The sequence below is a fragment of the Enterovibrio nigricans DSM 22720 genome, from assembly GCF_900167155.1.
GTDB lineage: Bacteria > Pseudomonadota > Gammaproteobacteria > Enterobacterales > Vibrionaceae > Enterovibrio > Enterovibrio nigricans.
Genome location: NZ_FUXU01000032.1, coordinates 19,306 through 40,107 on the forward strand (window position 1 = coordinate 19,306; position 20,802 = coordinate 40,107).

Here is a 20,802-nt window from a genome sequence, read left to right on the forward strand (position 1 = left end):
TCGTATGGCGATGACCTTAGCTCAATTAAAGGGAATGGTCACTATCGAGGGCGTATCACGCGCCCTTGATAATCAAATCTATAATTCCCTAACCAGCAATAGTGAAAATAACGCGGACGTGGCTTGCAATCGAGCCGCTATCTGGGCGTATTCTCATATCAACTTAAAATCAAAAGCTAACGAGTTATTGACACCAGACCAAAAAGAGATCATCACCGAAGCGATGATCACAATGGCAATCTATGAGCTATTACGCATCAGCGAGTTTCTTGATGAAGAGTACAAGACCGATGCGATTAATCTAATGAATGCAGCCTTGGGTATTGCTGGCAGTAGTTCAGAGGGTAATGGTTCAAGTTTTATTGGAGCTGCGAGCGCCCACGATGAAAAATCACACATTAACAAGTTTGGTAGCGCATCTTCCCGTCGATACCATCGATAACCACCATCCTCTGCCTTATGAATTCGGGCAGGTTGATTCAGCGCAAACAAGCTACTACTTTCAAGCCATCAGAGCCATGCTGCTTGATGATGAGGTCGCCTCAGATGTTGAGCTGCGACACGCAACCGCAATGACAATCCCCTTTGTTATTTCAGGCAATGACGCTGATGTGACCTTTGCAAAACAAATCCTTGATGATTTTGATCTCGATGACCTCATGGAGCAGATGCTCAGAGCCACTGAGTTTGGCTTTCAGCCTATTGAGCTGTTTTGGGAAAAGCGAGATGGGTTATACATCCCTGTTAACTCAGAGCCTAAACGCCCAGAGCAGTTTCGATTGAAAAAAGATGGCTCAGTGTTCTACGCCAACTATGCCTATCAAATGCAATCCCCACCGATGGGTAAAATTATCAGTGTCGTTCGAGACCAATCAAGTGATCGCCCTTATGGAAAGTCAGTTCTCGAATCGCTATGGGCCATTTGGCAGAGTAAGTGGATTTCATGGGCCAACATTGAACGCCTTGGTGAGAAATACGCGATCCCGTCTGTGGTGGCACTTGTCCCCAATGCAACAGACCAGGGACAGTAAATCAAGTTGCTGAAAACTTAGCGCCGATTGAAAACGGGAGTTCTGTTGCGCTGGCTGGAGTTACTGATGTCAAACTGTTGACCGTATCAGGCAAAGTGACAGAACTACTTGATATCGTCAAAGCGATTGATACGAAAATATCTAAAACCATCACAGGGCAAACCCTGACATCCAACACGCAAAGTCATGGCTCTCGTTCTCTCGGTGAGGTTCACGAACGCGCCGCCATGCGTATCTCAATGAAAGATGCCAAGATGGTGTTTAAGCATTTGAACAAGACGCTATTTAAGTGGATTTTTGAGTTAAATGGTCGTCCAGGGAGAATTAAAATCAGCGTTGATAAAGAGAAGTATCAAGAGCTGGTGGACAAGGTAACCTCAAGCGGTACAGTCGATAAAATCGAACTGTCTGATGTAAAAGGCTCGGAGCATTTATGCATTCTTTAAAAGACATTGCCGCGCTTGAAAAAGACAACTTAACCAAACTAAAGCGCCTTGAAGATAAGGCGCTTTTTTTTACGTCAAGTGAACTTTCAAAAGCCATTAAAGCGGCGTTTAAATCTGATTTAGACACCATTAAAAGCCGTGATATCACCACGTTCTCTGAAACGTATACTGCCTCAATGATGGTGAGTTGGTTGCTTGGTCAATACCATGTGCTCAAATCGGTGGATGAAAATATTGAGCTAAGTAGCGCACCTATTTATCTCGCGGTTGAGCCTATCCCTTTTCAAGAAGCGATTGATTCATTAAAGGCAATGATACCGACCGACAGTTGGGAGTATCGCCAAACAGAAGCGGCGGTAAAGCTGCGCTCTTTTACCATTGCTAACGTTTCAGGTGGCGAAGCGATTAACCGCGTTAAAAAGCTCTACACGCAAGCCTTGGAAGATGGCGCATCCAAATCAGAAACCTTACAAAAGCTTGATGGCTTTATGGAGCAAGCTGGCATAGCACAAGCAAACCCATACTGGTTAGAGCTTCATTATCGCAACAATATGATGACTGCGTACAATTCAGGGCGCTGGACTCAAGTTGCGAATAATGATTTGGTTCAATACTTGGTTTATTCGTCCGTGATGGACGCAGGCACAACAGAGCTATGTCGTCACCTTGATGACGTAGCAAAACCTAAAGACGATCCATTCTGGGAAATCTACTACCCACCCAATCACCACAAATGCCGTGGTACGGTTTCGCCTATGTCGGAAAAGCAATTTAACGCACTGCCAAGCTCATCCCGAAAAAAATCCGCTAGCGTCGATAATACCCAAATTGCAGGTAGCGACACGATGAGCAAAGAGCATCAATTTAAAAGCTCGCCAGTGGTTGCACTAAAAAGCATTCCTCGCTCATTAATGAAAGAAGCCAAAGAATTTGGTTTAGTGGAAAGCATTCTTGAACACTCATCCAAGCAAAGTAAAAAGGAATTACAAGAGCAAATAAGCAGAGCGTCACAATTAGCGATACCGATTAAGCCATTAAAAGAAGCAATAGACGATACGCCAAAATTAAATCCTTATTATGAAATGATAAGCGAGCGATTAATCGCAGATAGTGATGAGGTATTATTTGGCTTTACAGAAGACAGCGCAGCATCTGGTGATTTCATTCCATCTCTACAGTTTATCTTGCACTTAGACGATGAACTGGCTGCAATGGCTCATGTGGCAGCGTTTGACAGTGAGCAGGTCTATCGTATTGATGCGGTTTCGAGAGCAGATTTAAAAGAGGGTGAGCATATTGCTGTAAATACAAAAGAATAAAAACAGAATAAAAACAAAATAAAATGCAATTAAATAAAAAGACCGATATTAATTCGGTCTTTTTTGTTGGTGGGCAATAATTAATTTGCATTAATATTAGATTGCTAATGTTGATATTGAATCATCAGTTTTAATATTATTTTGCTGGTGGCGTTAAGCCTCAATATATTCACCGTTGTTAAATAAATCGCCCATCGTATCTTGAAGTTGCTGTTGCAATTCAGGTGTCATATTTCTCAGGGCCATCACTAAGCTTTCCGATATCGCCTCAACATTGCTCGATTCAGTTTGGATCACAATGCTTGGCGTGAAATTCACTTCAATGGTCGGCAAGGTCGATTGACTGGCTAGCAAGGCTGATTGAGATGCACTATCCACGTGTGACTCAACCTTTGCCACCTCATCATCGTTAAAGAAGCTGTACAGCCATTCTGCGATCTCTTCGCCAGCTACCGCGCCTCCCACACTTCCTGCTGCTGTACCAACGCCAGGCATAACAAATGAACCGCCGATACCGCCAGCCAGCCCACCAATCATCGAGCCAACATCGCCCCATGCATTTTTAGTGTCGCCAGCATTAACGTTACTGGCTAACGATAATGTTTGTAAGCCAGTGCCAATGAAGGGAACAAACTTGCCAGCCCCTTTTAGAGCAGATGCGCCTTTACCAATGATTGATGACGCCATCGATGGTGTCTTAGTGGTGGCATTGGCTGCCACGCTAGAAGCTGCGCCACCACCTTTAAAGAGGGTATCGAATAAGCCACTTAATTTACCTGGTCCGTTAGAGGCGATATTGCTAAAGAACCCACCGCCCAATCGCTTGGATAATAACTTGAAAGCTCCACCACCAATTAAACCCATACCACCCACCTGTGCAGCGATGGCTGCGGTACTAAGAGCGCTGTTATTTTGCAGTGTGCTTGATGTTGATTGAGCAACACTAGAGGCAACATCGGCAATATCACTTAACCCTTCTAATAAATCGCCAGCCGCCGTATTGATGACGCCTTGAACGGAAGTGAGCGCCGTGGTGAACTTATCGGTTGCAGTCCTTGTGTCTAATGCTGCGTTTGCAAGGTTTTTGTCAGAGAGATAGTTCTCAGAGTTGAGCATTCCATCAGTCATAGCAGCCACGCCCTTGCTGCCAACATCTTCAGATAATCGAACGCCACCGATATCTTCAAGTAGCTTTTTCGTCGCTCCTGGCTGGGCTATCTCGACTTTTTGCGTTGACCGAAGCAGTGCGGCGTAGCTTTCACCTGCTGGTCTTCCACTACTCATATCATCACGAACTCGATAAGCAGCATCCTTTACTTCTTTTCTGAGTGCAAGATCGTTAATGTTGTCAATGCTACCTGCTTGGGTGCTACTTCCTACGAGTTTTGCGAATTCATCTGGGTCACTAAAACGGGCCTGAAAGGACTCTTTAAGGCTATCAAAGACGACATCAGCGTTATACACGCCCGCTTTTTTGGCTGCGATAATTGAAGCGTTCAACTGGTCAAAGCTCATATTGTCGCCAATCAGAGGAGTATACTCTTTGTAGTTGGTTAGCATATCGCCGTCTCTATCGCCGACTTGACTCGTAACGTTATAAATCCCGTTTGCCGCTTCTTGGATGCTTACTCCAAACGATTTGGAGGCGTTCGCCACCGCTTGATTGAACATATTGATATCGGTTTCAGGAAAGATGGTTTTATACTCAATTGCGGCAGAGGCTAAATCTTGAGTCTCTTGTTTTGATAAATTTTGTTGCTCTGCGATAGCCAGTGATTCGAACATATCCGCATCACTGACACCGTATTTACGCTGTAACTCGGATCGAAATTCTCTTTCTTTTATGGATTGGATATCCTCCAGACTTTTGCCAGTTTGATTGGCAAGCAATCGCTCGTTCTTCTGCTTACTATTGCCTGCCCAAATAAGACCACCTGTTGCTGCAACGCCGCCAGCAATCATTCCTACGTTCTCCATCGTCTTCATGGAGTTATCCATCGCATTCATGGTTGTGGATTGTTTTTTCAATGCTGCGGTGGTTTTATCAACTTCCGTTTTTAGGCGTCGCTCTTCATTTATTACATCGGATAAATCAATGCCGGTATCTTTGAGAGAGCGTGACAACCTGTTAAATTCACGCTCTTGGGCGCGAGTCGCTTGAGCGTGTTTTTTTCCTGCTATCGTCATCGCTTCGATGTCATCTTTGAACGCTTCAATTGCTTTCTCGTCTCGCTTTTCTGCACGAGTCAGCGCCTCAAGCGCTTTTTTCTGCTCTCTCAATTTGTTGATATGATCGGTTTCAACTTTGCTGAGCTTGTTTAATGCCCCCTCTGCCTTTTGATACGCGCTGACATTATTGACCGTCTTTTGAAGCTCTTTAAATTCACGGTCAAGTTCTCTTGATTCTTTCTCTATTTTTTTCTTGCCTGCGCTAAACAGATCTTGAACACCAACCACTAACTCAAGTGCGTAACCAGAGTTACTTTTTTTTACGCTCATCGTTATAGACCTTGATTAGATAAGTGAATTGACCCCAGTTTAACTTCATTAATTCGCTTGCTGAGATAACCCCAGATTGACGATTAGACAGCAAGCGAAAGGCTTCATCAAAGAGTCGCGTTTTCATCTTGCAGAAGTTTAATTCTTTCCCATTAAGTAGCTCAAATTCACATACTCAGAAAAATCAGAATAAATCAATGTATCAACGGGAACTTCCATTTCACTCGTTAATGAGCATTGAGTGATTTCGCCTTTATCGTTGGTCTCATGATGAAACTGACCGAAGACTAAGACACGACTAGCAACAAACGTGGCAATGGCATCGGGCAGTTCTATTGCATATTGATCCATCGAGAATCGAACGGCTTCTATGCGGTCATTGACTACCGCACGTCGAACGCGTCGTGCGCCTGTTAACGTGATGTCGCCCATCTTAATTGGTGTGTTCAAAGGGCAAATACCATGCTCATTGATGCAGCGTAGTATTTCTTTAGAGGTGAATGTTTTTTGTTCTGTATCAGTCGCTTTTTCATTGGTTGATTCTTTCATGTTGGCTCTCAGTTTGGTTTTTGGACGCCTGAATCTTCTCCTTTATTTACCTTGAATTTTGCCTGTTGGAATTAGCTAAGAGGAGATTTTCTACAATATCCATCATCAACCGATGAGGTGTTTATGCTTCCGTCAATTTTAAGAAAAGATATTCGATACAGAGCGCTAAGTGAGCTATCCCAAGAAGAAATGAATTCACTGCGTGAATCGATCAGAGGGCTTCAAGTTCTTGATATCGCCAGTGTGCATGAATCCTATCTTCCTTGGCTTGCATGGTGGTTCCGTGTCGATATCTGGGATGATACGTGGAGCATTGAAAAAAAGCGGCAAGTGGTTGCTGATGGTCTCGTGCTGTTTAAGTACAAAGGCACTGTTTGGGCGGTTAAGCGCGCTTTAGATTTGGTGGGTTATAACTCCCATCTAGAGATTTGGCATCAAGCTATCCCTCAAGGTCAGCCTGGTACATTTTCAATTGCTGTAGAGCAAAAGCAAGGCGGTGGATTTGATCAGCAAGATTACACCAATATTGTTCGTTTAATTGAGAGTAACAAACAAGGCTCTCAAACATGGTCGTTGGTTGTGAAAAATGATGCGGTAACGGGCGGTATTTATCCCGTTGCTCATTGTCGTGCAAGGCAGCGAGTGACCACGCGCAACTGGCCTCAAAATCCGACATCACAGGGTGGTGTTTACTATGCGGCCCAAACCATCATTCGAAATCGAATGACAATAACAAACAAGGTTTAGTTATGGCAGAAAATGCATCCAACAAAGCTGTGGCATCTAATCAAATGACCACGGCAGTATTAACCAATCTAGGTAAGCGACTTCTCGATGAAGCCTATCAAAGCGGTAATAAGATCACGATTGCCGAGATGTCACTTGGTGACAGTAATCATACATATGTAGAGCCTAACCCTGACTTTACTGAGCTTGTGCATGAGTTTGGTCGTCAGGTTATCAATGAAGGCAATACACAAGAGACCTGGATTAACGCCATTGTTTATGTTGATGCTAAGCGCTGGAAAGGAAACTCCATCTTCGAATTTGGCCTACATGATGCGGCTGGCAATCTGATTGTCTATAGCTCTTATCCAGCAACGACTATCCCAGAAGATGGCTCTGAGCATGTTCAGATTGAAATCGAGTGTTACCTTGATTTGTATAATGCCTCAGCCGTCAGTATCACTATCACTCCAATTATGCAGATTGCTAGCGAGCTTGAAGCAGGGATTGCGCGAGTAGCGACTAAAGCGCAAGTACTCGAAGGTGTCAGTGACAATACGATTGTGACGCCTAAAAAGCTTCGAGATACGCAGCAATTTCAGCTCTACAATCCAGAGCGTTTATACAAGTTAGGAGAGATTTGTTTTACACAATCCGCGGAGACTGGCGAAGTTTCCTATTGGCAATGGTATTCCAATGTCGAGTCCCTAGCTGGTAAAGATCCCTTAAATACAGCTAATCGTCGCTCTGGCTGGTCAGAAACCACTAAGCCGTGGTACTGGTCTCCATTCAACGGTTCACGCCCTGGTGAGACGGTTTGGTGGGGAGGGGCCGAACTTCCCGAAGATGTCATATTAGATAACGAACAAGAATTACCAGCAGTCGTCTATCATCGATTGGCTGCTGCTAGACCTGATTTGGTTTTTAAACCTGATTTGGTTTCTAGTTCTATCAGAATGAAGCCCGCTACAGGACGCTATCTACGCGCGGCTAATGGCTCAAATTATGTTCCGGGTCAAACTCATGAAGACGCAATAAGAAACATTACAGCTAACTTTGCAACTAATAATGGTTGGATGTTTAGCGGTGCAGGTGGAGCAATGGATAGATGGGGCGGAGAAAGCCAGAGAGCTAACGCAACTACAATGGAGGGTGCAGGTAATGTAGCTCCGGCAATTAACTTTGATGCGTCAAGAGTGGTACCAACTGCGAATCAAAATCAACCTGTTACATTAATTGAATGGAAAGGAGTTGCAATATAATGGTTGAACATTATTTTTTGTGGGATAAAGAAACACGCATTGTTAATCACACTGCTATTTCCGTCTTTAATGGTTCGATGATGGCAGAGTATCCATCGACAGCATTGACGGTTCACCCCTTACCAGTGAAAGCAAATAACGTGGTGGTAGTTTGTGAAATTGACGAACATGGAAAACCTCACGCTACGCAGTATATGGACGACCATCGAGGTAAAACGATTTGGCTAAAATCTGACTGCTCTCAATCAAAGCAAGTAAGTGAACTTGGCTCTATAACGGATGATTGGACTCTTTTTGAACCAGAAACGCTATATGATGAATGGATTAATGATGCGTGGGTAACGAATATCAGTAATCAGCACATGGCAGAGTATAACAAGGTCGATACCAATCGGCGTTATTTATACTCACAGATAAGTGATCCTCTTTATTTTGAGTCTGACAGAGAAAAACGACAAGGTAATCTAGAGTTAGCTCAAGCATTAGAAAGCCAAGCTGATGCTGCGGTCGAAAAAATTAAAGCGGAGAATCCTTGGCCTAAAAACTTTATGTAATGTTCAATTGCGAGGGTGAATCACACCCTCTTTTTGTTCCGCCAAATTCCACCCTAAAACGTGTTATTTAATTAATAAAGCGAGGTTATTTTATTTTCCGCGCTGTCAACCTTTTTCTGGCGAAACTGCACTACGAAACACAGTCCATTGCACACCGTATTCATTGCCTTGGTCATCATTGAGGTTTGCGGTGACGTACCACCACTCCTGGCGGAATGCTTCATGAGGCCCATAGTCTTTGGGAAAGCTCACTTTATAACCGGGTTCAACGGTAGCAAACCCTTTTTCATTGTTGGCTAACAGCATTTCGACGGCACCACGCTCTGGCGGCTCGCTCTTAAACAATACCGACCCAAAAAAGGCGATCAGGCAAAGAGCGATGGCAGCACTCCACCCAATAATTTGCGTTGTGAGTGCATGGTTTGACTGCTTCTTTGACATTACTGCGCATCCCTTAGGGACAAAATTGCCGAACGTTTGATCAATCGCCAAACTGGCCAACAGCCCGCAATGAGGAGAGAGGCTAACGCGCCGCCAAGTGTCACAAAATAGCTAAAGGGAAAATACGATACGGTCATTGTCCATCCGAATGAGTATTTAAGCACGATATTGACCAACACTTCTGCAATGAACAGACCTAGAGGTAATGCAAAGAGCGCTGAGAACAGACCAATAAGCATCAACTGACCGCCCCCCACAAACGCGAGCTCGCGACCTGATATACCCATGTATCGCAGCAAAGCATACTGACGCTGCCGTGAAAGCTCCGTTGCAAGCGTGGAGAAGAACAACCCACAAATCGCGATGATCAATGTCAATGTGCAAAGCGTGTCGGTCACAAGGAAGGTTCGATCGAAAATGCGCATGGCCATTGCCAAAATATCGCGCTGATTACTGATTTGAGAGTCCAATAACCCAAACTCTTTTTTGAGTCGACTAACCAGCACTGCGCTGTCAATTCCATCTTTCAATTTCGCAGCAACACCCACTCGCCCCTGATTTTCGACCCATGGAATCAAGGCAGAGCGGTTGGACATGATGACTTGGCCATGAGGGTTACCATAATCAAAGTAAACACCTGCGACAGTCCACTCATCCGCAAACGGTGATGGCAACTGGATCGTATCTCCCGTTTCAACATCAAACTCCAAGGCCAACGACTCGCTGACCAGCAAAGTCTGTTGTTGATGCAACGAATTCCAATAGTCAGGGACCGTGACTTTTAGCGCGAGCGCTTCCCTTTCCTCGGAACTGGTGCCAATTGTCTGGATCTCAACAGTACCCTGTAATGACTCAATTTCATGTCGCCATTGAACAATGTTTTTCTCTACATCCGGTTGTGCTTTTAGCCAATTAGAAAGTGGCTCGGCAATACTCTTGTCTGGTCGAATATAAATATCTGCTGCCAAGCGCTGTTGGAGCCAATTTTCAGTCGTATTACGGAAACTGCCCACCATCGTTTCCATACCTATATTGGTCGCAATCGCCATCATAAACGCCATCGCTGCAATACCACGATAACTGAGACTGGCTGAGGCATCAGACATAAGCCAGCGCAGTCGTGCTATTTTCACGTTGTTCGAAACAAGTAAAAACGTTTTCCACATGAAATAAGGCAGTAGCAATCCGCCACTAATTAAAATCAGCGCGATGAGAGTAAAGCCCTGTGCTTGGCTTTGCGGTGCGCTGTAAACAAATAAGGCAACAATAATGAGGAGAACAGCAATGCCCGCTTGCCATTTAAATTCTTTGCCAGAGAAACGAACAAGCGCCATACGCTTAGACAAATGCGCTGGTGGTGTGGTCAGTAATCGATATAACGGCCAGCCCGAAGCAAGGATAAAGCCACAAACACCGAGCAAGAAGCTATAAAAACCCCACTCCCACTGCCAATGCAGCGTCAGGTCGATATTAGCGCCATATAAGTCACTCAACGTTGTAGCAACAGTAGGCATCAGTTTCTGCGCTAAGTTCAGACCCGCTATGTTCCCACCTACTAGCCCTAAAAACAGCCAGATCAGCATCTCTAACGACACTACAATAGCCAAAGACTTACGACCGACACCCAATTCTCGCATCGTGCCCACGAGCGGTTGACGTTGTGCCATCGAAAGCGAAATCGCTTGATAGAAAATAAACAGGCCTACAACAAAGGCCAGTAATCCCATGGCAAACAGGTTTAAATGAAAAGCATGGGTCAGTGGGCCTAGCTGTGTAGATTCCGTACGAGTAAGAATGGCTGTCGGGTGCATGAATGCACGTAACGCATCCCTTTCTCCTTTCGTCATATTGCCGCAGTAAACTTGCTTAAAGCCTTCGTGATCTGACAATTGGCGGATCACGGATATGTCGCCAAATATACGTGTTCCCGCGCCAATATGACGCGCTTCCATCAATGCTATCGGACCTATTGACTGTCCATTTCTGAGGGTTAAGTACTGGCCTGTTTCCCAGTCGAAATGATTCGCGAGTTCAGTACTGACCCACAATGAGTCATACCCAAGTGACAATGGTTGTTGGTTTTTAATTGAATCAAGGTTAGCGCGATTGAAAGAGAACATGGCAACGGTATCGACGCCCATCAATTGGATATCTTTACCGTCTGCCAATTGTGTACGATACAAGTCAATCGGCACGCACTGAGAAAAGCCCTGCTTTCTCAGAGAAATATATATCGACTCTGGAATGCGTTTTCCACGCTCTTGATGTTGAAGCACGTAAGGGAAAGGATTGGTAAATAGATTAACCCCTTTTTCGTAGCTGTCTTTTGCATGCTGGTTGATGGACATTACCCCAACCAGCAATGCCACACCGAGCGTAAGACCCAACCACACCAACAACACTTGAAATGGGTGTCGTCGGTAATGTCCAAAAAGGGCTCTAGCTACGGGCACGAACATTGAGAACGCCCCCTTGTAAGTTCACTCTATAACCCAAATAATCAGCGACTTTTTCACTGTGCGTGACGATAAGAAGTGCACAGTCGAGAGATTTCGTCAGAGACGTTAATAGACGCATAACCGCGTCGGCATTTCGCTCATCCAAACTACCGGTTGGTTCATCTGCGAGCAAAATTTTCGGTTCCATATACAACGCTCTCGCTATGGCTGCGCGTTGCTGTTGACCACCCGATACTTCTTCTGGGTACCTACCTAACAGTGGCATTAAATCAAGCGCGGATATGATTTGTCGCCACAAACTCTCATTTTCTGGCAACCCTTTGAGCTGACGGCAAAAACGAATGTTATCGGCGATAGTTAAGGTAGGAAGTAAGTTAAACTGTTGGAAAATCATGCCAATGTTATGTCGACGATAACGCGTGCGGTCTCGCTCAGACAAATCGTGTAACGGCGTCTTATCAAGCCAAATTTCGCCCGAGTCTGCGTTATCCAATCCGCCAATCAGGTTGAGCAATGTACTCTTTCCCGATCCGCTTTCCCCCATCAGCGCCATTTGGTCATGCTTAGTCAGAGACAATTCAGCACCTTGCAATACCGGATGGAATTCTCCACCGTCAAGATAACCTTTGCAAAGACCCAACAGCTCTAACATCATTTCCCCTTTTCGAATGATTTCCTTTGCTTACGTTATTCCTAGCAAAGGATTGGTGAAGCAATTTACATCAATATTTACTGTCAAGAAAGGGATTTGAACCAAGTACTCAATTTGACATTCCTTGTCATTCGGTGAATTTGACCAATTCATCGTACAATTCGTAATACCCACGTCAAATCACGATCCCAATTTAATAGAATCTCCTTTATTTCAATGGTGTGACAGCACAAACACTTTATTTTACATTCCATCCTTCGGCTATGTGAAACAGGGGCCTCGAAGGGTCACAAATTTCATGAATCGTTCTTCACCTGCCTTGTAATCCAGATAGTATTTATTTGACCGCCTCAAAGCATTTCAACGAAGGGAACCGGATGGATATTGATCAGCATTCGTTAGTCACACCGCGCATTCTCGTCATTGGTGCTAATGGCTATATCGGCAGTAATCTGGTGCCCGCTCTTCTACGTGAAGGGCATTCGGTGAAAGCCACAAGCAGAAACCTCACCCAACTCTCCAAGCAACGCTGGAATAACCACCCCAATGTTTCATTGCATCACTTAGACCTTGCCAATGATGTTTCTGACACACTTTTAGACATTCTTAAGGACGTAGACATCGTTTACTATTTGGTCCATGGCATGGCGTTAGGATCGTCGTTCTATGACTATGAAGTGGCAATGGCACAGAACGTCTCTAACGCGCTCTCTCGTACCAAGATTTCTAGAATTGTGTACCTCGGTGCAACTCAACCTGATGGCGAGTCCTCGCCCCATTTGAGTGCGCGTAAGGCGACAGGCAACATACTCAGAGAAAGTGGCGTACAAGTCGTGGAGCTCAGAGCTGGGATCATCATTGGTTCAGGGTCGGCGGCATTTGAAGTAATGCGGGATGTCGTGAGCCACCTTCCCATTGTCATCGCCCCCACATGGATCAAATCGCAATCTTGCCCTATAGCCTTAGAAACCGTCATTATTTATCTAAAACGCATGGTGACACTCTCACTTATGGGTTCTCCCATATATGAAATGAAGGGCCCAGATACCATCAGCTACGAACAACAAATGCTCCGGCTGGCAAGACTAATGAACAAGCGCATTGTCATTATTAAATTGCCATTCCTGACACCCAAAATGGCCGCTGCTTGGTTATCGGTAGTCACCTCCGTACCAACACCTATCGCCACTGCGCTCGTCGAAGGTCTCAGTCATCATTTAGTTGCCCACATAGCAGATGTGTCTGACGCGATCCCCTTACCACCTATTCACTTTGAAGTAGCCGTAGAAACGGCCCTGTCCGCAGAAAGTGACGTCGTAAGAAACGAAATTTGGGGATATGACCCTGATGCCATTTTGCGATGGCACAAAGGATACGGTTACTACCCAAAACACGCAGGATTCAGCGTTGATACCGACGCAACAGCCCATGACCTATGGGTCAACATTCAAAAAGTGGGAGGCGATGAAGGTTACTTTTTTGGCAATTGGCTTTGGGAACTTAGAGGGTACATTGATGCGGCGTTTGGTGGGGACGCGCTTGTTAAGCGACGACCTAAATCAAATACGTTGAACGTGGGTGATTACATTGATAGCTGGAAGGTGATTCAGTGCGAGCCTCTGCAACATTTATCACTGCTCTTTGGCATGAAAGCTCCCGGACTAGGACGACTAGAATTTACCCTTACAGACCATGATACGCACCGAACGATAGACATTCGCGCTTGGTGGCATCCCGCGGGGTTTAGAGGGCTTCTTTATTGGTTTGCGATGATGCCCGCTCACCTCTTCATTTTTAAGGGTATGGCGATTGCTCTTGCAAAAAAAAAGCGGGGCAACAGAAATCAATCCATCGCCCCGCTCTTAACGTTCGTTTTTATGTTACGGTTTCAAACTTAACGGCAAAGCCACCAGCCTGTCAGCCTTGTTGCTCGGCCACATCACGTATTCACCGTGATATTTAACAATCGATTTGTAATCGGTGACCTTGGTGAGAAGCATTCCTTTTTCAAGCACCGCATCGAGGAACCAAGGTTCTGGGCCTCGTACATAAAGACTCAACGGTTTAACAAGCTCACCGTCTTGGTTGAAACACTTGGCTAACGCCGCGCTACAAACCGCAAATGAATTCTGCCCATCCGAAATAACACGTACTTTACGGCTTATTTCGTATTCAGTATGAACCATCCAATCTTCGGCTTTCAGCATTTCCACCAGCGTATCAAAATGCGCTCGGGTAATCGGATCGTGTGTATCACCTTCTGGGTAAACAGTATGATAAACCTTGGCTATATGCTGCATTTGACCTTTAAGGTTGGCATTTTTACCAAGGCTACGCCCTTGCTGTAGCCACGTTGTCACTTCTTTTGAAACAGCGTTACTGAAACGCTGTTTTTTCATCGCTTGCGCCACCCAACGACACAAGAATGATTCTTCACTCACTGGGTTGTTCTGTACTTTGCCAGCGGCTTTAATTTCTTCCAACTCGGTCAACGCAGAGTCAACCAATAATTTAATTTCTAGAACGTAACTCATGTTCTTATTTTTTCGCTAAGCCCCAGTAAAACAGGGCAGAAAGAATGGCACACGCAGCCATGGCACCTGTCATAGGCCAGGCTGATTGAACTGGAATCGACGCGACTATACCACCAACAAGCGTGCCTGTCCCAAATCGCATAGTACCTGCAAGTGACGATGCCGTACCCGCAAGCTCAGGATAAGTGCTCAGCACGCAAGCCATCGAGTTACTGCCCACAATAGAGATTGTCCCAACAAAGAAAATGACAGGGATTACCGTCCCCCATAAACCCAGATCAAGAACCTGCCCTGCGATCAGCGCGATACCTGCCAACAACTGAATTGTAAGGCCGATTTTTAACATTTTTTCGCTGCCTAGCTTGCGTACGAATTTTCCGTTAAAAGACGTCATGAAAATCAGGCACACAACGTTCAAGCCGAACAGATAACCAAAGTTTTGGACGCTGACCCCATAGTAGTCGATGTAAACAAACGAACCTGCCGTCAAAAACGAGAACATGCCTGCAAACGAAAAACCGGACGCGAAGATATACCCCACCGATTTTTTGGTACGAAGGATCTTGAGATAGTTTCTCAGCGTCGCGCCTATACGCAGAGGCGGACGGCTCTCTACCGGGAGAGTCTCGGGGATCAGCGTAATAATCAGCACAATGACAAGCACGGAAAAGCCTGCAAGAAGCCAGAAAATTGAACGCCAACCAAACCAAACGGCCAGATAGCCACCAATCATAGGTGCGGCTAAAGGCGCTACGGTCATCACCAAGGTGATGAAAGACATGGTGCGTGCAAAATCTTCACGGTCGAACATATCACGCACAAGCGCTTGAATAACGACCGCTGCGGCAGCACCACAAAAGCCTTGTGCTGCACGAATATAGGTCAAGGTATCAATATCAGACGCTAACGCGCTCACCACCGTACCCACCAGAAACAGTAACGTACCGACAATAAGCACAGGACGACGTCCATAGCTGTCGGAAATAGGCCCGTGAATAAGCTGTCCAATCGCAAAGCCCGCGGTATAGGCCGCAAGCGTGGTTTGAACTTGACCCGGTGTCGCCGCAAGATCTCTTGCAATCTCAGGCATTGCAGGCAAGTACATATCAATGGCAAGCGGCGTCAGTGCTGAGATAGCACCAAGCACGAGGATCAGTAAAAATGTCAGCTGTTGAGCTGGCTGGGTGGTAGCATTCGTTGTCATGGACGCCTTGAAATGAAATGGTGGAAAAAGAAGTTAGCTTACCACGCAGAACGGGTCAGACGTCACATAATAACACTTAGATTAATTCCCTTGAGGAAATAATGACTTTCTAGTTAGTAGCGAAAGAAATAACCTCTAAGCCATAGATACTTAGATGAAAAATGCAGACATTGGTGACTATCTCAGTTTGAATCTTTCCTGCACAAAGCATCGTTATTCTTGATTACAAGGACATAAAAAAGCACTGCGTAAAATCAGTGCTTTCGGTATTCACATTGAGGATCAGATCTGTTTATTTTTTTGGCATAAACAACGCAATTTCACTTTCAGTCAGGGCGCGGTATTCACCCGGAGCCAAAGCCTCATCAAGCACCAGTTCACCCACTGATTCGCGATGTAAACCTACAACTTTATTACCCGCTGCAGCGAACATACGCTTAACTTGGTGGTATTTGCCTTCGTGAATAGTCAGCAACACTTCTTTGTCGGCGACTTTTTCCATTTGTGCAGGCAAGGTTTCTTGTTTCTCACCACGAAGCATCACGCCTTCTGCAAACAAATCCGCCGTTTCTTCTGAGACATCATCATCCAGCAACACGCGGTAGGTTTTATCACATTTGTGTTTTGGTGATGTGACTCGATGAGACCATTGGCCGTCATCAGTAAGAAGTAGAAGGCCTGTTGTATCACAATCTAGACGCCCGGCTATATGCAATTTCTCAGCGCTAACCTCATCGATAAGGATGAATACCGTTGGGTTATGTGCATCTTCGTGTGAACAAACGTAGCCATCTGGCTTGTTCATCATGTAGTAACGAGGGCCAGACAAGCGTAATGGCATGCCATCAAATTCTACATTTGCATCTTCAGCAATTTTTAGTGCACCGCTTTTTACGATATCGCCTTCTACGCTGACACGTTTTTCTCTCAGCAAAATCGCTGCTTCTCTACGCGTAACACCTACGGTGTCACACAGAAATTTATCTAGCCTAATCATTGATTGTTATCCGGGAAGCAATTTAGCGGCGCAGTATATAACGAAATCACACTAATCGGCAGGTGCTGATTCAACATTTGTTTCTATGGAATATGCCAGCTCAGGGCGTTCTTGACGCTATTTGAACGTGAATACGTCATCGCGAGGTCTTATGATTTAGCTTCCCAGAATTGCACTTCCCTTCGGTATGTTCAAAACTTAGAGCCTGGGAACTTAACATTTTCGTTACAGTCTAATTTCTGACATTGGTCTGGTGACTTATTTTGGTAGTTTGTAAATTCAGGTTTATAATCTTTAATCTCGTAACCTATTGATCAGGTATGCATTTATGAATATTTCGCTGTTGGCACCGTCTGTGAACTCTATGTCGCGTCTTTTAGACCTGTCAAAGCAGTTACACGATTATGAAGCATTATCATTTGATGTTGAGCATATCACGACAGCGTTTAATTTCCTGATCTCTAACCCAAGCCACGGCGATGTCTTTCTTGTCGCAGTCAACCATGACGATGAACAAGAGATTATTGGGTTTGTTGTCCTCTGCTACAGCTTCAGTGTTGACCTTGGTGGTCAAATTGCCGTTATAGACCAGATTTACCTGACGCCAGAATGGCGACGTCAAGGTGTTGGCTCTCATGTCCTCCCCAATATCGAAACCCACGCTTTAGCTAAAGAGTGTCATGCTGTCATATTGGAAGTGAATATCGGTAACAGCGGTGCTCGCGAGTTTTATGAGCAATTCGATTACATGCCTCGTCGTCAACATTGCATCATGTCCAAACGTTTGATGCGATGATGTGGCCTTTACACAAACACATCGTTAAACTGGGCAGCCTAATACGGCTGCCTTTTTAGTTTTTTCATGTATACCCTTCGTCCCTACCAAACTGATGCGGTTAAAGCCGTTGTTCATTATTTCAGAAAGAATGGCTCTCCCGCCGTTGCAGTTCTGCCTACGGGCGCCGGAAAAAGTCTGGTGATTGCTGAATTGGCAAAACTTGCACGGGGTCGTGTGCTCGTGCTGGCTCACGTAAAAGAGTTGGTTGAGCAAAACCACGAGAAATATGAAGGATATGGCATGAAAGGTGGTATTTTCTCCGCCGGTTTAGGCCGAAAAGAAAGCAGCGACAAAGTGGTTTTCGCTTCGGTCCAGTCAGTCGTTCGTAATTTAGACGCGTTTAAAGATCAGTTTTCGCTGCTTGTCATCGATGAATGCCACCGCGTACCTGATAATGAAGACAGTAGCTACCGTAAGGTAATTTCACACCTGCAAGAGGTTAACGCCGGCATCAAGGTATTAGGCTTGACGGCGACGCCTTATCGTCTGGGAATGGGATGGATTTATCAGTTCCACACCGCGGGTCGCGTTCGCAGCGAAAAGCCTCGTTTCTTCAAAGACTGCATTTTTGAGCTCCCTATCCGCTTCCTGCTAGATGAAGGGTTCCTCACTGAAGCCAAAATCCTTGATGCTCCCGTGTTGAGTTATGATTTTTCAAGCCTGAAAGCATCTCCGACCGGGTTTTATAAAGAAGCAGATTTAGATCGTGTTATCGAAAATGCGCCCCGAGCTACGCCTCAAATTGTCACTCAGGTGCTCGACTACGCAAAAGAGCGCCATGGTGTGATGATATTTGCCGCCACGGTTAAACATGCTCAGGAGATCCTCACCTTATTGCCAGCGGAAGAATCCGCACTCGTGATTGGTGATACCGCACTAGATGAACGCGACAGCATTATTCAGCGATTCAAACGCCGTGAACTAAAATTCTTGGTCAACGTTTCCGTACTGACGACAGGGTTTGATGCGCCGCATGTTGACCTAATTGCGATTCTTCGCCCCACAGAATCCGTCAGCCTCTATCAGCAAATAGCTGGCCGAGGTTTACGCCTATCACCAGGAAAAAAAGATTGTCTGATTCTGGATTATGCCGGAAATGTCTATGATCTGTACCAACCAGAAATTGGTGATCCTAAACCGGATAGTGACAGTGAGATTGTGACCGTTCCCTGCCCCGCTTGCGGATTCAACAACAATTTCTGGGGCAAGCTCGACAATAACGGTTTTTTGATTGAGCACTATGGCAGACGCTGCCAAGGCTTCTTTGAAGATGACGAGGGTGAAAGAGAAATTTGCGGTTATCGCTTCCGTGCAAAGTTTTGCAGTGAATGTGGCGCCGACAACGACATTGCCGCGCGCCGCTGTCACCAATGTGACCATGCGCTTGTTGACCCAGATAAAAAGCTTCGCGATGCGCTAAAGCTTAAAGACGCCTTGATCATGGCGTGCGCAGACATGAGACTGGAAGCTGGGAAGAATAAGTTTGACAAGCCTCAGCTCAAAGTAACCTATGTTGGACAAGATGGGGCTGAAATCCATGAAGTCTGGCCGTTGTCGACAAAGCGACAGAAGCAAGAGTTTTTGGCCAAATTCATTAATCCGCATTTGATTGATCGCCATCGACCTTTTACCGATACTGTCCCATCAAAAGTGGAACGCGCCGAACATCGCCTTCGGTTTCCTGACTTTGTCGTTGCAAGAAAAAATGGACGATTTTGGGCCATCAGAGACAAAATCTTCGACCTGACCCAATTTGCATCGCAACAGGACGTTAGCAACATGCTATCTCACGTAGCTTGAACATAGCCGTTTGAAAATAGAGCACATTGATTCAATCACCTTCACTTTGCCTAGAAAGGCAACAAACAGGTGCAAGAACCCATGTAACGTCGCATTTTCCCTTGTTATACACTAGGTCGGGTGTTAATATCCGCGCTCGATTTACTCGGCACTTAGTTTGGTCGCAAATCTAGGTGTATTTTTTCACTCTCTATTAAGAGTATTTATTATGAAATTTGAAGCAGTAGTACGTACTGAGCAGGGTAAAGGTGCGAGCCGCCGCCTGCGTCACGCTGAGCAATTCCCAGCAGTTGTTTACGGTGGTGAAGCAGCTCCAGTTGCAATCGCTCTGGATCAAAAAACTGTAATCAACCAAATGGACAAGCCAGAATTCTACGAAGTGATTACTCTAGTAATCGACGGCGTTGAAGTTAAGGTTAAGCCTCAAGACATCCAACGTCACCCGTTCAAGCCTAAAGTTCAGCACATGGACTTCATCCGCATCTAATTGCGTTTGAGCTTGAAAGAGAAAAGCACCCCTAGGGTGCTTTTTTTATATCGGTATCAAACGTTTGAGTCACCGTGAGCCCGTATCACGTTTCAATTTCCAGAAACGTATTCAGTCTTCGCCCCAATTGTCATCATCAAAAAGTGACTGCTGAGGGTTGAGTTCTTCTCTATTCTTTTGCTCAGCTTCCTTCGCCCGTTTTGCACGGAGCACCGTTTGATGACGTTGCTTACACAATCTTACAACGTTGCGTCTCTGTTCATTGGTAAAGTCGTTCCATTGAAAGCGCTCATTTCTGCTTCTGAAACATCCTTTACAGTATCCTTTGTTATTCACCTGGCAAACCCCAATACAGGGACTGGGCACAGTAAAGAAGTCTAATTGTTCCATGCGCAAACCTGTGTGGAGATCCTTATGGTACGTTTCATTCAAGCGATATTTTCGACGAAATGCAAACTTTGTCTTTCAATATCTTTATTTAACAATATGTTGAACTCTTCTTCAATGGCCTTGATTTTCCGATATTTAGGCTGAAAACGGCATTTTTCGCTCAGTCATTTCCCCTAGCCATTCAAAATATCATTGCGTTTAGTCGTCTAAATTTGTTAGGTTAACAACATAACCTATTGGTTATAAGTGAATTATCAGAACAGATGATTAGCTTCAGGGAAGAATGTAATTTAGGAGGAATTATGTCGTTTTTCGTTCCGTCGGCAGAGTCTCAGGATCAAGCAGAATCCATCTATACCGCCATTGCCAAACATGTTGACGCCCCCGTGTCTGACGTGCGCATTTCTACTCTGCAATGGGAACACGAAGGCGTAGAAGTTACCGCCCGAGTAGGAGAGAAATTACCCACTTGCTTCGGATGTGAAGATGAAGTCGTGCTCGCGATCTTTGATTGTGGCGACATCTTCAAAATATGTACCCCAAATCGTGGTGCCGTTTGCTTTGACCCCGTCGTTGCGTCTCGCCCCTTCATATCAAACGTCGATTTCTTCTAA

General features: G+C 45.3%; 21 protein-coding genes. 12 read left to right on the forward strand and 9 right to left on the reverse strand.

The genetic code is table 11. The annotated features are described in order from the left end of the window. Positions 1-4 precede the first annotated feature (4 nt). From B5D35_RS12595 to B5D35_RS12605, 4 genes are read left to right on the forward strand one after another with little or no spacing between them, the layout of a single operon-like run. The gene (locus tag B5D35_RS12595) at positions 5-442 is read left to right on the forward strand and encodes a hypothetical protein (RefSeq protein ID WP_078752926.1); all 438 of its coding nucleotides are present in this window, start codon (positions 5-7) and stop codon (positions 440-442) included. Continuing rightward, complete coding sequence (locus B5D35_RS24890; RefSeq protein WP_244556584.1) at positions 384-1,031, forward strand: phage portal protein family protein; 648 nt, start codon at positions 384-386, stop codon at positions 1,029-1,031. The genes B5D35_RS12595 and B5D35_RS24890 overlap by 59 nt, the downstream gene beginning before the upstream one ends. A 50-nt stretch (positions 1,032-1,081) precedes the next feature. Next, positions 1,082-1,477, forward strand: coding sequence for a phage portal protein family protein (locus tag B5D35_RS24895; protein WP_425291237.1), 396 nt, complete (start codon positions 1,082-1,084; stop codon positions 1,475-1,477). After that, positions 1,465-2,796 (forward strand): phage head morphogenesis protein, encoded by a 1,332-nt coding sequence (locus B5D35_RS12605; RefSeq protein WP_078752927.1) that lies wholly within the window; start codon positions 1,465-1,467, stop codon positions 2,794-2,796. The genes B5D35_RS24895 and B5D35_RS12605 overlap by 13 nt, the downstream gene beginning before the upstream one ends. Positions 2,797-2,949: 153 nt before the next feature. On the opposite strand, the gene B5D35_RS12610 is transcribed toward B5D35_RS12605, so the two are convergent. Then, entirely contained in the window at positions 2,950-5,295 is a 2,346-nt protein-coding gene (locus tag B5D35_RS12610; protein WP_078752928.1) for a coiled-coil domain-containing protein, read from the reverse strand. A gap of 138 nt (positions 5,296-5,433) precedes the next feature. Further along, complete coding sequence (locus B5D35_RS12615; protein ID WP_078752929.1) at positions 5,434-5,844, reverse strand: hypothetical protein; 411 nt, start codon at positions 5,842-5,844, stop codon at positions 5,434-5,436. A 123-nt stretch (positions 5,845-5,967) separates the two neighbouring features. Here B5D35_RS12615 and B5D35_RS12620 point away from each other — a divergent pair, with 123 nt between their 5' ends. Genes B5D35_RS12620 through B5D35_RS12630 form a run of 3 tightly spaced genes read left to right on the forward strand, consistent with a single transcriptional unit; the run spans position 5,968 to position 8,386 of the window. Next, positions 5,968-6,591, forward strand: a complete 624-nt coding sequence (locus B5D35_RS12620; RefSeq protein ID WP_078752930.1) for a phage tail protein I — start codon at positions 5,968-5,970, stop codon at positions 6,589-6,591. Positions 6,592-6,593: 2 nt separating this feature from the next. Further along, entirely contained in the window at positions 6,594-7,832 is a 1,239-nt protein-coding gene (locus B5D35_RS12625; protein ID WP_078752931.1) for a phage tail-collar fiber domain-containing protein, read from the forward strand. Beyond that, positions 7,832-8,386: a hypothetical protein gene (locus tag B5D35_RS12630; protein ID WP_078752932.1), complete on the forward strand. Its 555-nt coding sequence runs from the start codon at positions 7,832-7,834 to the stop codon at positions 8,384-8,386. The genes B5D35_RS12625 and B5D35_RS12630 overlap by 1 nt, the downstream gene beginning before the upstream one ends. A gap of 105 nt (positions 8,387-8,491) precedes the next feature. On the opposite strand, the gene B5D35_RS12635 is transcribed toward B5D35_RS12630, so the two are convergent. Genes B5D35_RS12635 through B5D35_RS12645 form a run of 3 tightly spaced genes read right to left on the reverse strand, consistent with a single transcriptional unit; the run spans position 8,492 to position 11,938 of the window. After that, a complete protein-coding gene (locus B5D35_RS12635; protein WP_078752933.1) occupies positions 8,492-8,827 on the reverse strand; it encodes a lipocalin-like domain-containing protein in 336 nt (111 codons plus the stop codon). Next, complete coding sequence (locus tag B5D35_RS12640; protein WP_078752934.1) at positions 8,827-11,286, reverse strand: ABC transporter permease; 2,460 nt, start codon at positions 11,284-11,286, stop codon at positions 8,827-8,829. The genes B5D35_RS12635 and B5D35_RS12640 overlap by 1 nt, the downstream gene beginning before the upstream one ends. Beyond that, positions 11,267-11,938 carry an ABC transporter ATP-binding protein gene (locus B5D35_RS12645; protein WP_078752947.1) on the reverse strand — a complete coding sequence of 224 codons (672 nt, stop codon included), beginning with the start codon at positions 11,936-11,938 and terminating at the stop codon, positions 11,267-11,269. The genes B5D35_RS12640 and B5D35_RS12645 overlap by 20 nt, the downstream gene beginning before the upstream one ends. Before the next feature lie 377 nt (positions 11,939-12,315). Between B5D35_RS12645 and B5D35_RS12650 the strand changes: the two genes are divergently transcribed. Continuing rightward, complete coding sequence (locus B5D35_RS12650) at positions 12,316-13,836, forward strand: DUF2867 domain-containing protein (RefSeq protein ID WP_101210142.1); 1,521 nt, start codon at positions 12,316-12,318, stop codon at positions 13,834-13,836. On the opposite strand, the gene B5D35_RS12655 is transcribed toward B5D35_RS12650, so the two are convergent. From B5D35_RS12655 to rsuA, 3 genes are all read right to left on the reverse strand, one after another. After that, on the reverse strand, positions 13,819-14,472 hold the full coding sequence (locus tag B5D35_RS12655) for a DUF2913 family protein (protein WP_078752935.1): 654 nt from the start codon (positions 14,470-14,472) through the stop codon (positions 13,819-13,821). The two genes, B5D35_RS12650 and B5D35_RS12655, sit on opposite strands and share 18 nt — an antisense overlap. A gap of 4 nt (positions 14,473-14,476) precedes the next feature. Next, complete coding sequence (locus B5D35_RS12660) at positions 14,477-15,676, reverse strand: Bcr/CflA family multidrug efflux MFS transporter (RefSeq protein ID WP_078752936.1); 1,200 nt, start codon at positions 15,674-15,676, stop codon at positions 14,477-14,479. Positions 15,677-15,968: 292 nt separating this feature from the next. Next, positions 15,969-16,673 carry a 16S rRNA pseudouridine(516) synthase RsuA gene (gene rsuA, locus B5D35_RS12665; RefSeq protein WP_078752937.1) on the reverse strand — a complete coding sequence of 235 codons (705 nt, stop codon included), beginning with the start codon at positions 16,671-16,673 and terminating at the stop codon, positions 15,969-15,971. Between the two features lie 328 nt (positions 16,674-17,001). Here rsuA and B5D35_RS12670 point away from each other — a divergent pair, with 328 nt between their 5' ends. The 3 genes from B5D35_RS12670 to rplY all read left to right on the forward strand — a co-directional run bounded on the left by B5D35_RS12670 (position 17,002) and on the right by rplY (position 19,798). Continuing rightward, a complete protein-coding gene (locus tag B5D35_RS12670; protein WP_078752938.1) occupies positions 17,002-17,469 on the forward strand; it encodes a GNAT family N-acetyltransferase in 468 nt (155 codons plus the stop codon). A gap of 66 nt (positions 17,470-17,535) precedes the next feature. After that, on the forward strand, positions 17,536-19,311 hold the full coding sequence (radD, locus tag B5D35_RS12675) for a DNA repair helicase RadD (protein WP_078752939.1): 1,776 nt from the start codon (positions 17,536-17,538) through the stop codon (positions 19,309-19,311). 208 nt (positions 19,312-19,519) lie between these two features. Further along, positions 19,520-19,798, forward strand: coding sequence for a 50S ribosomal protein L25 (gene rplY, locus B5D35_RS12680; RefSeq protein WP_078752940.1), 279 nt, complete (start codon positions 19,520-19,522; stop codon positions 19,796-19,798). A 111-nt stretch (positions 19,799-19,909) separates the two neighbouring features. Here rplY and B5D35_RS12685 read toward each other — a convergent pair whose 3' ends face one another. After that, positions 19,910-20,188, reverse strand: coding sequence for a DUF1289 domain-containing protein (locus tag B5D35_RS12685; protein ID WP_078752941.1), 279 nt, complete (start codon positions 20,186-20,188; stop codon positions 19,910-19,912). 302 nt (positions 20,189-20,490) lie between these two features. On the opposite strand from B5D35_RS12685, the gene B5D35_RS12690 reads away from it, so the two are divergent. Further along, positions 20,491-20,802, forward strand: coding sequence for a hypothetical protein (locus tag B5D35_RS12690; protein WP_078752942.1), 312 nt, complete (start codon positions 20,491-20,493; stop codon positions 20,800-20,802).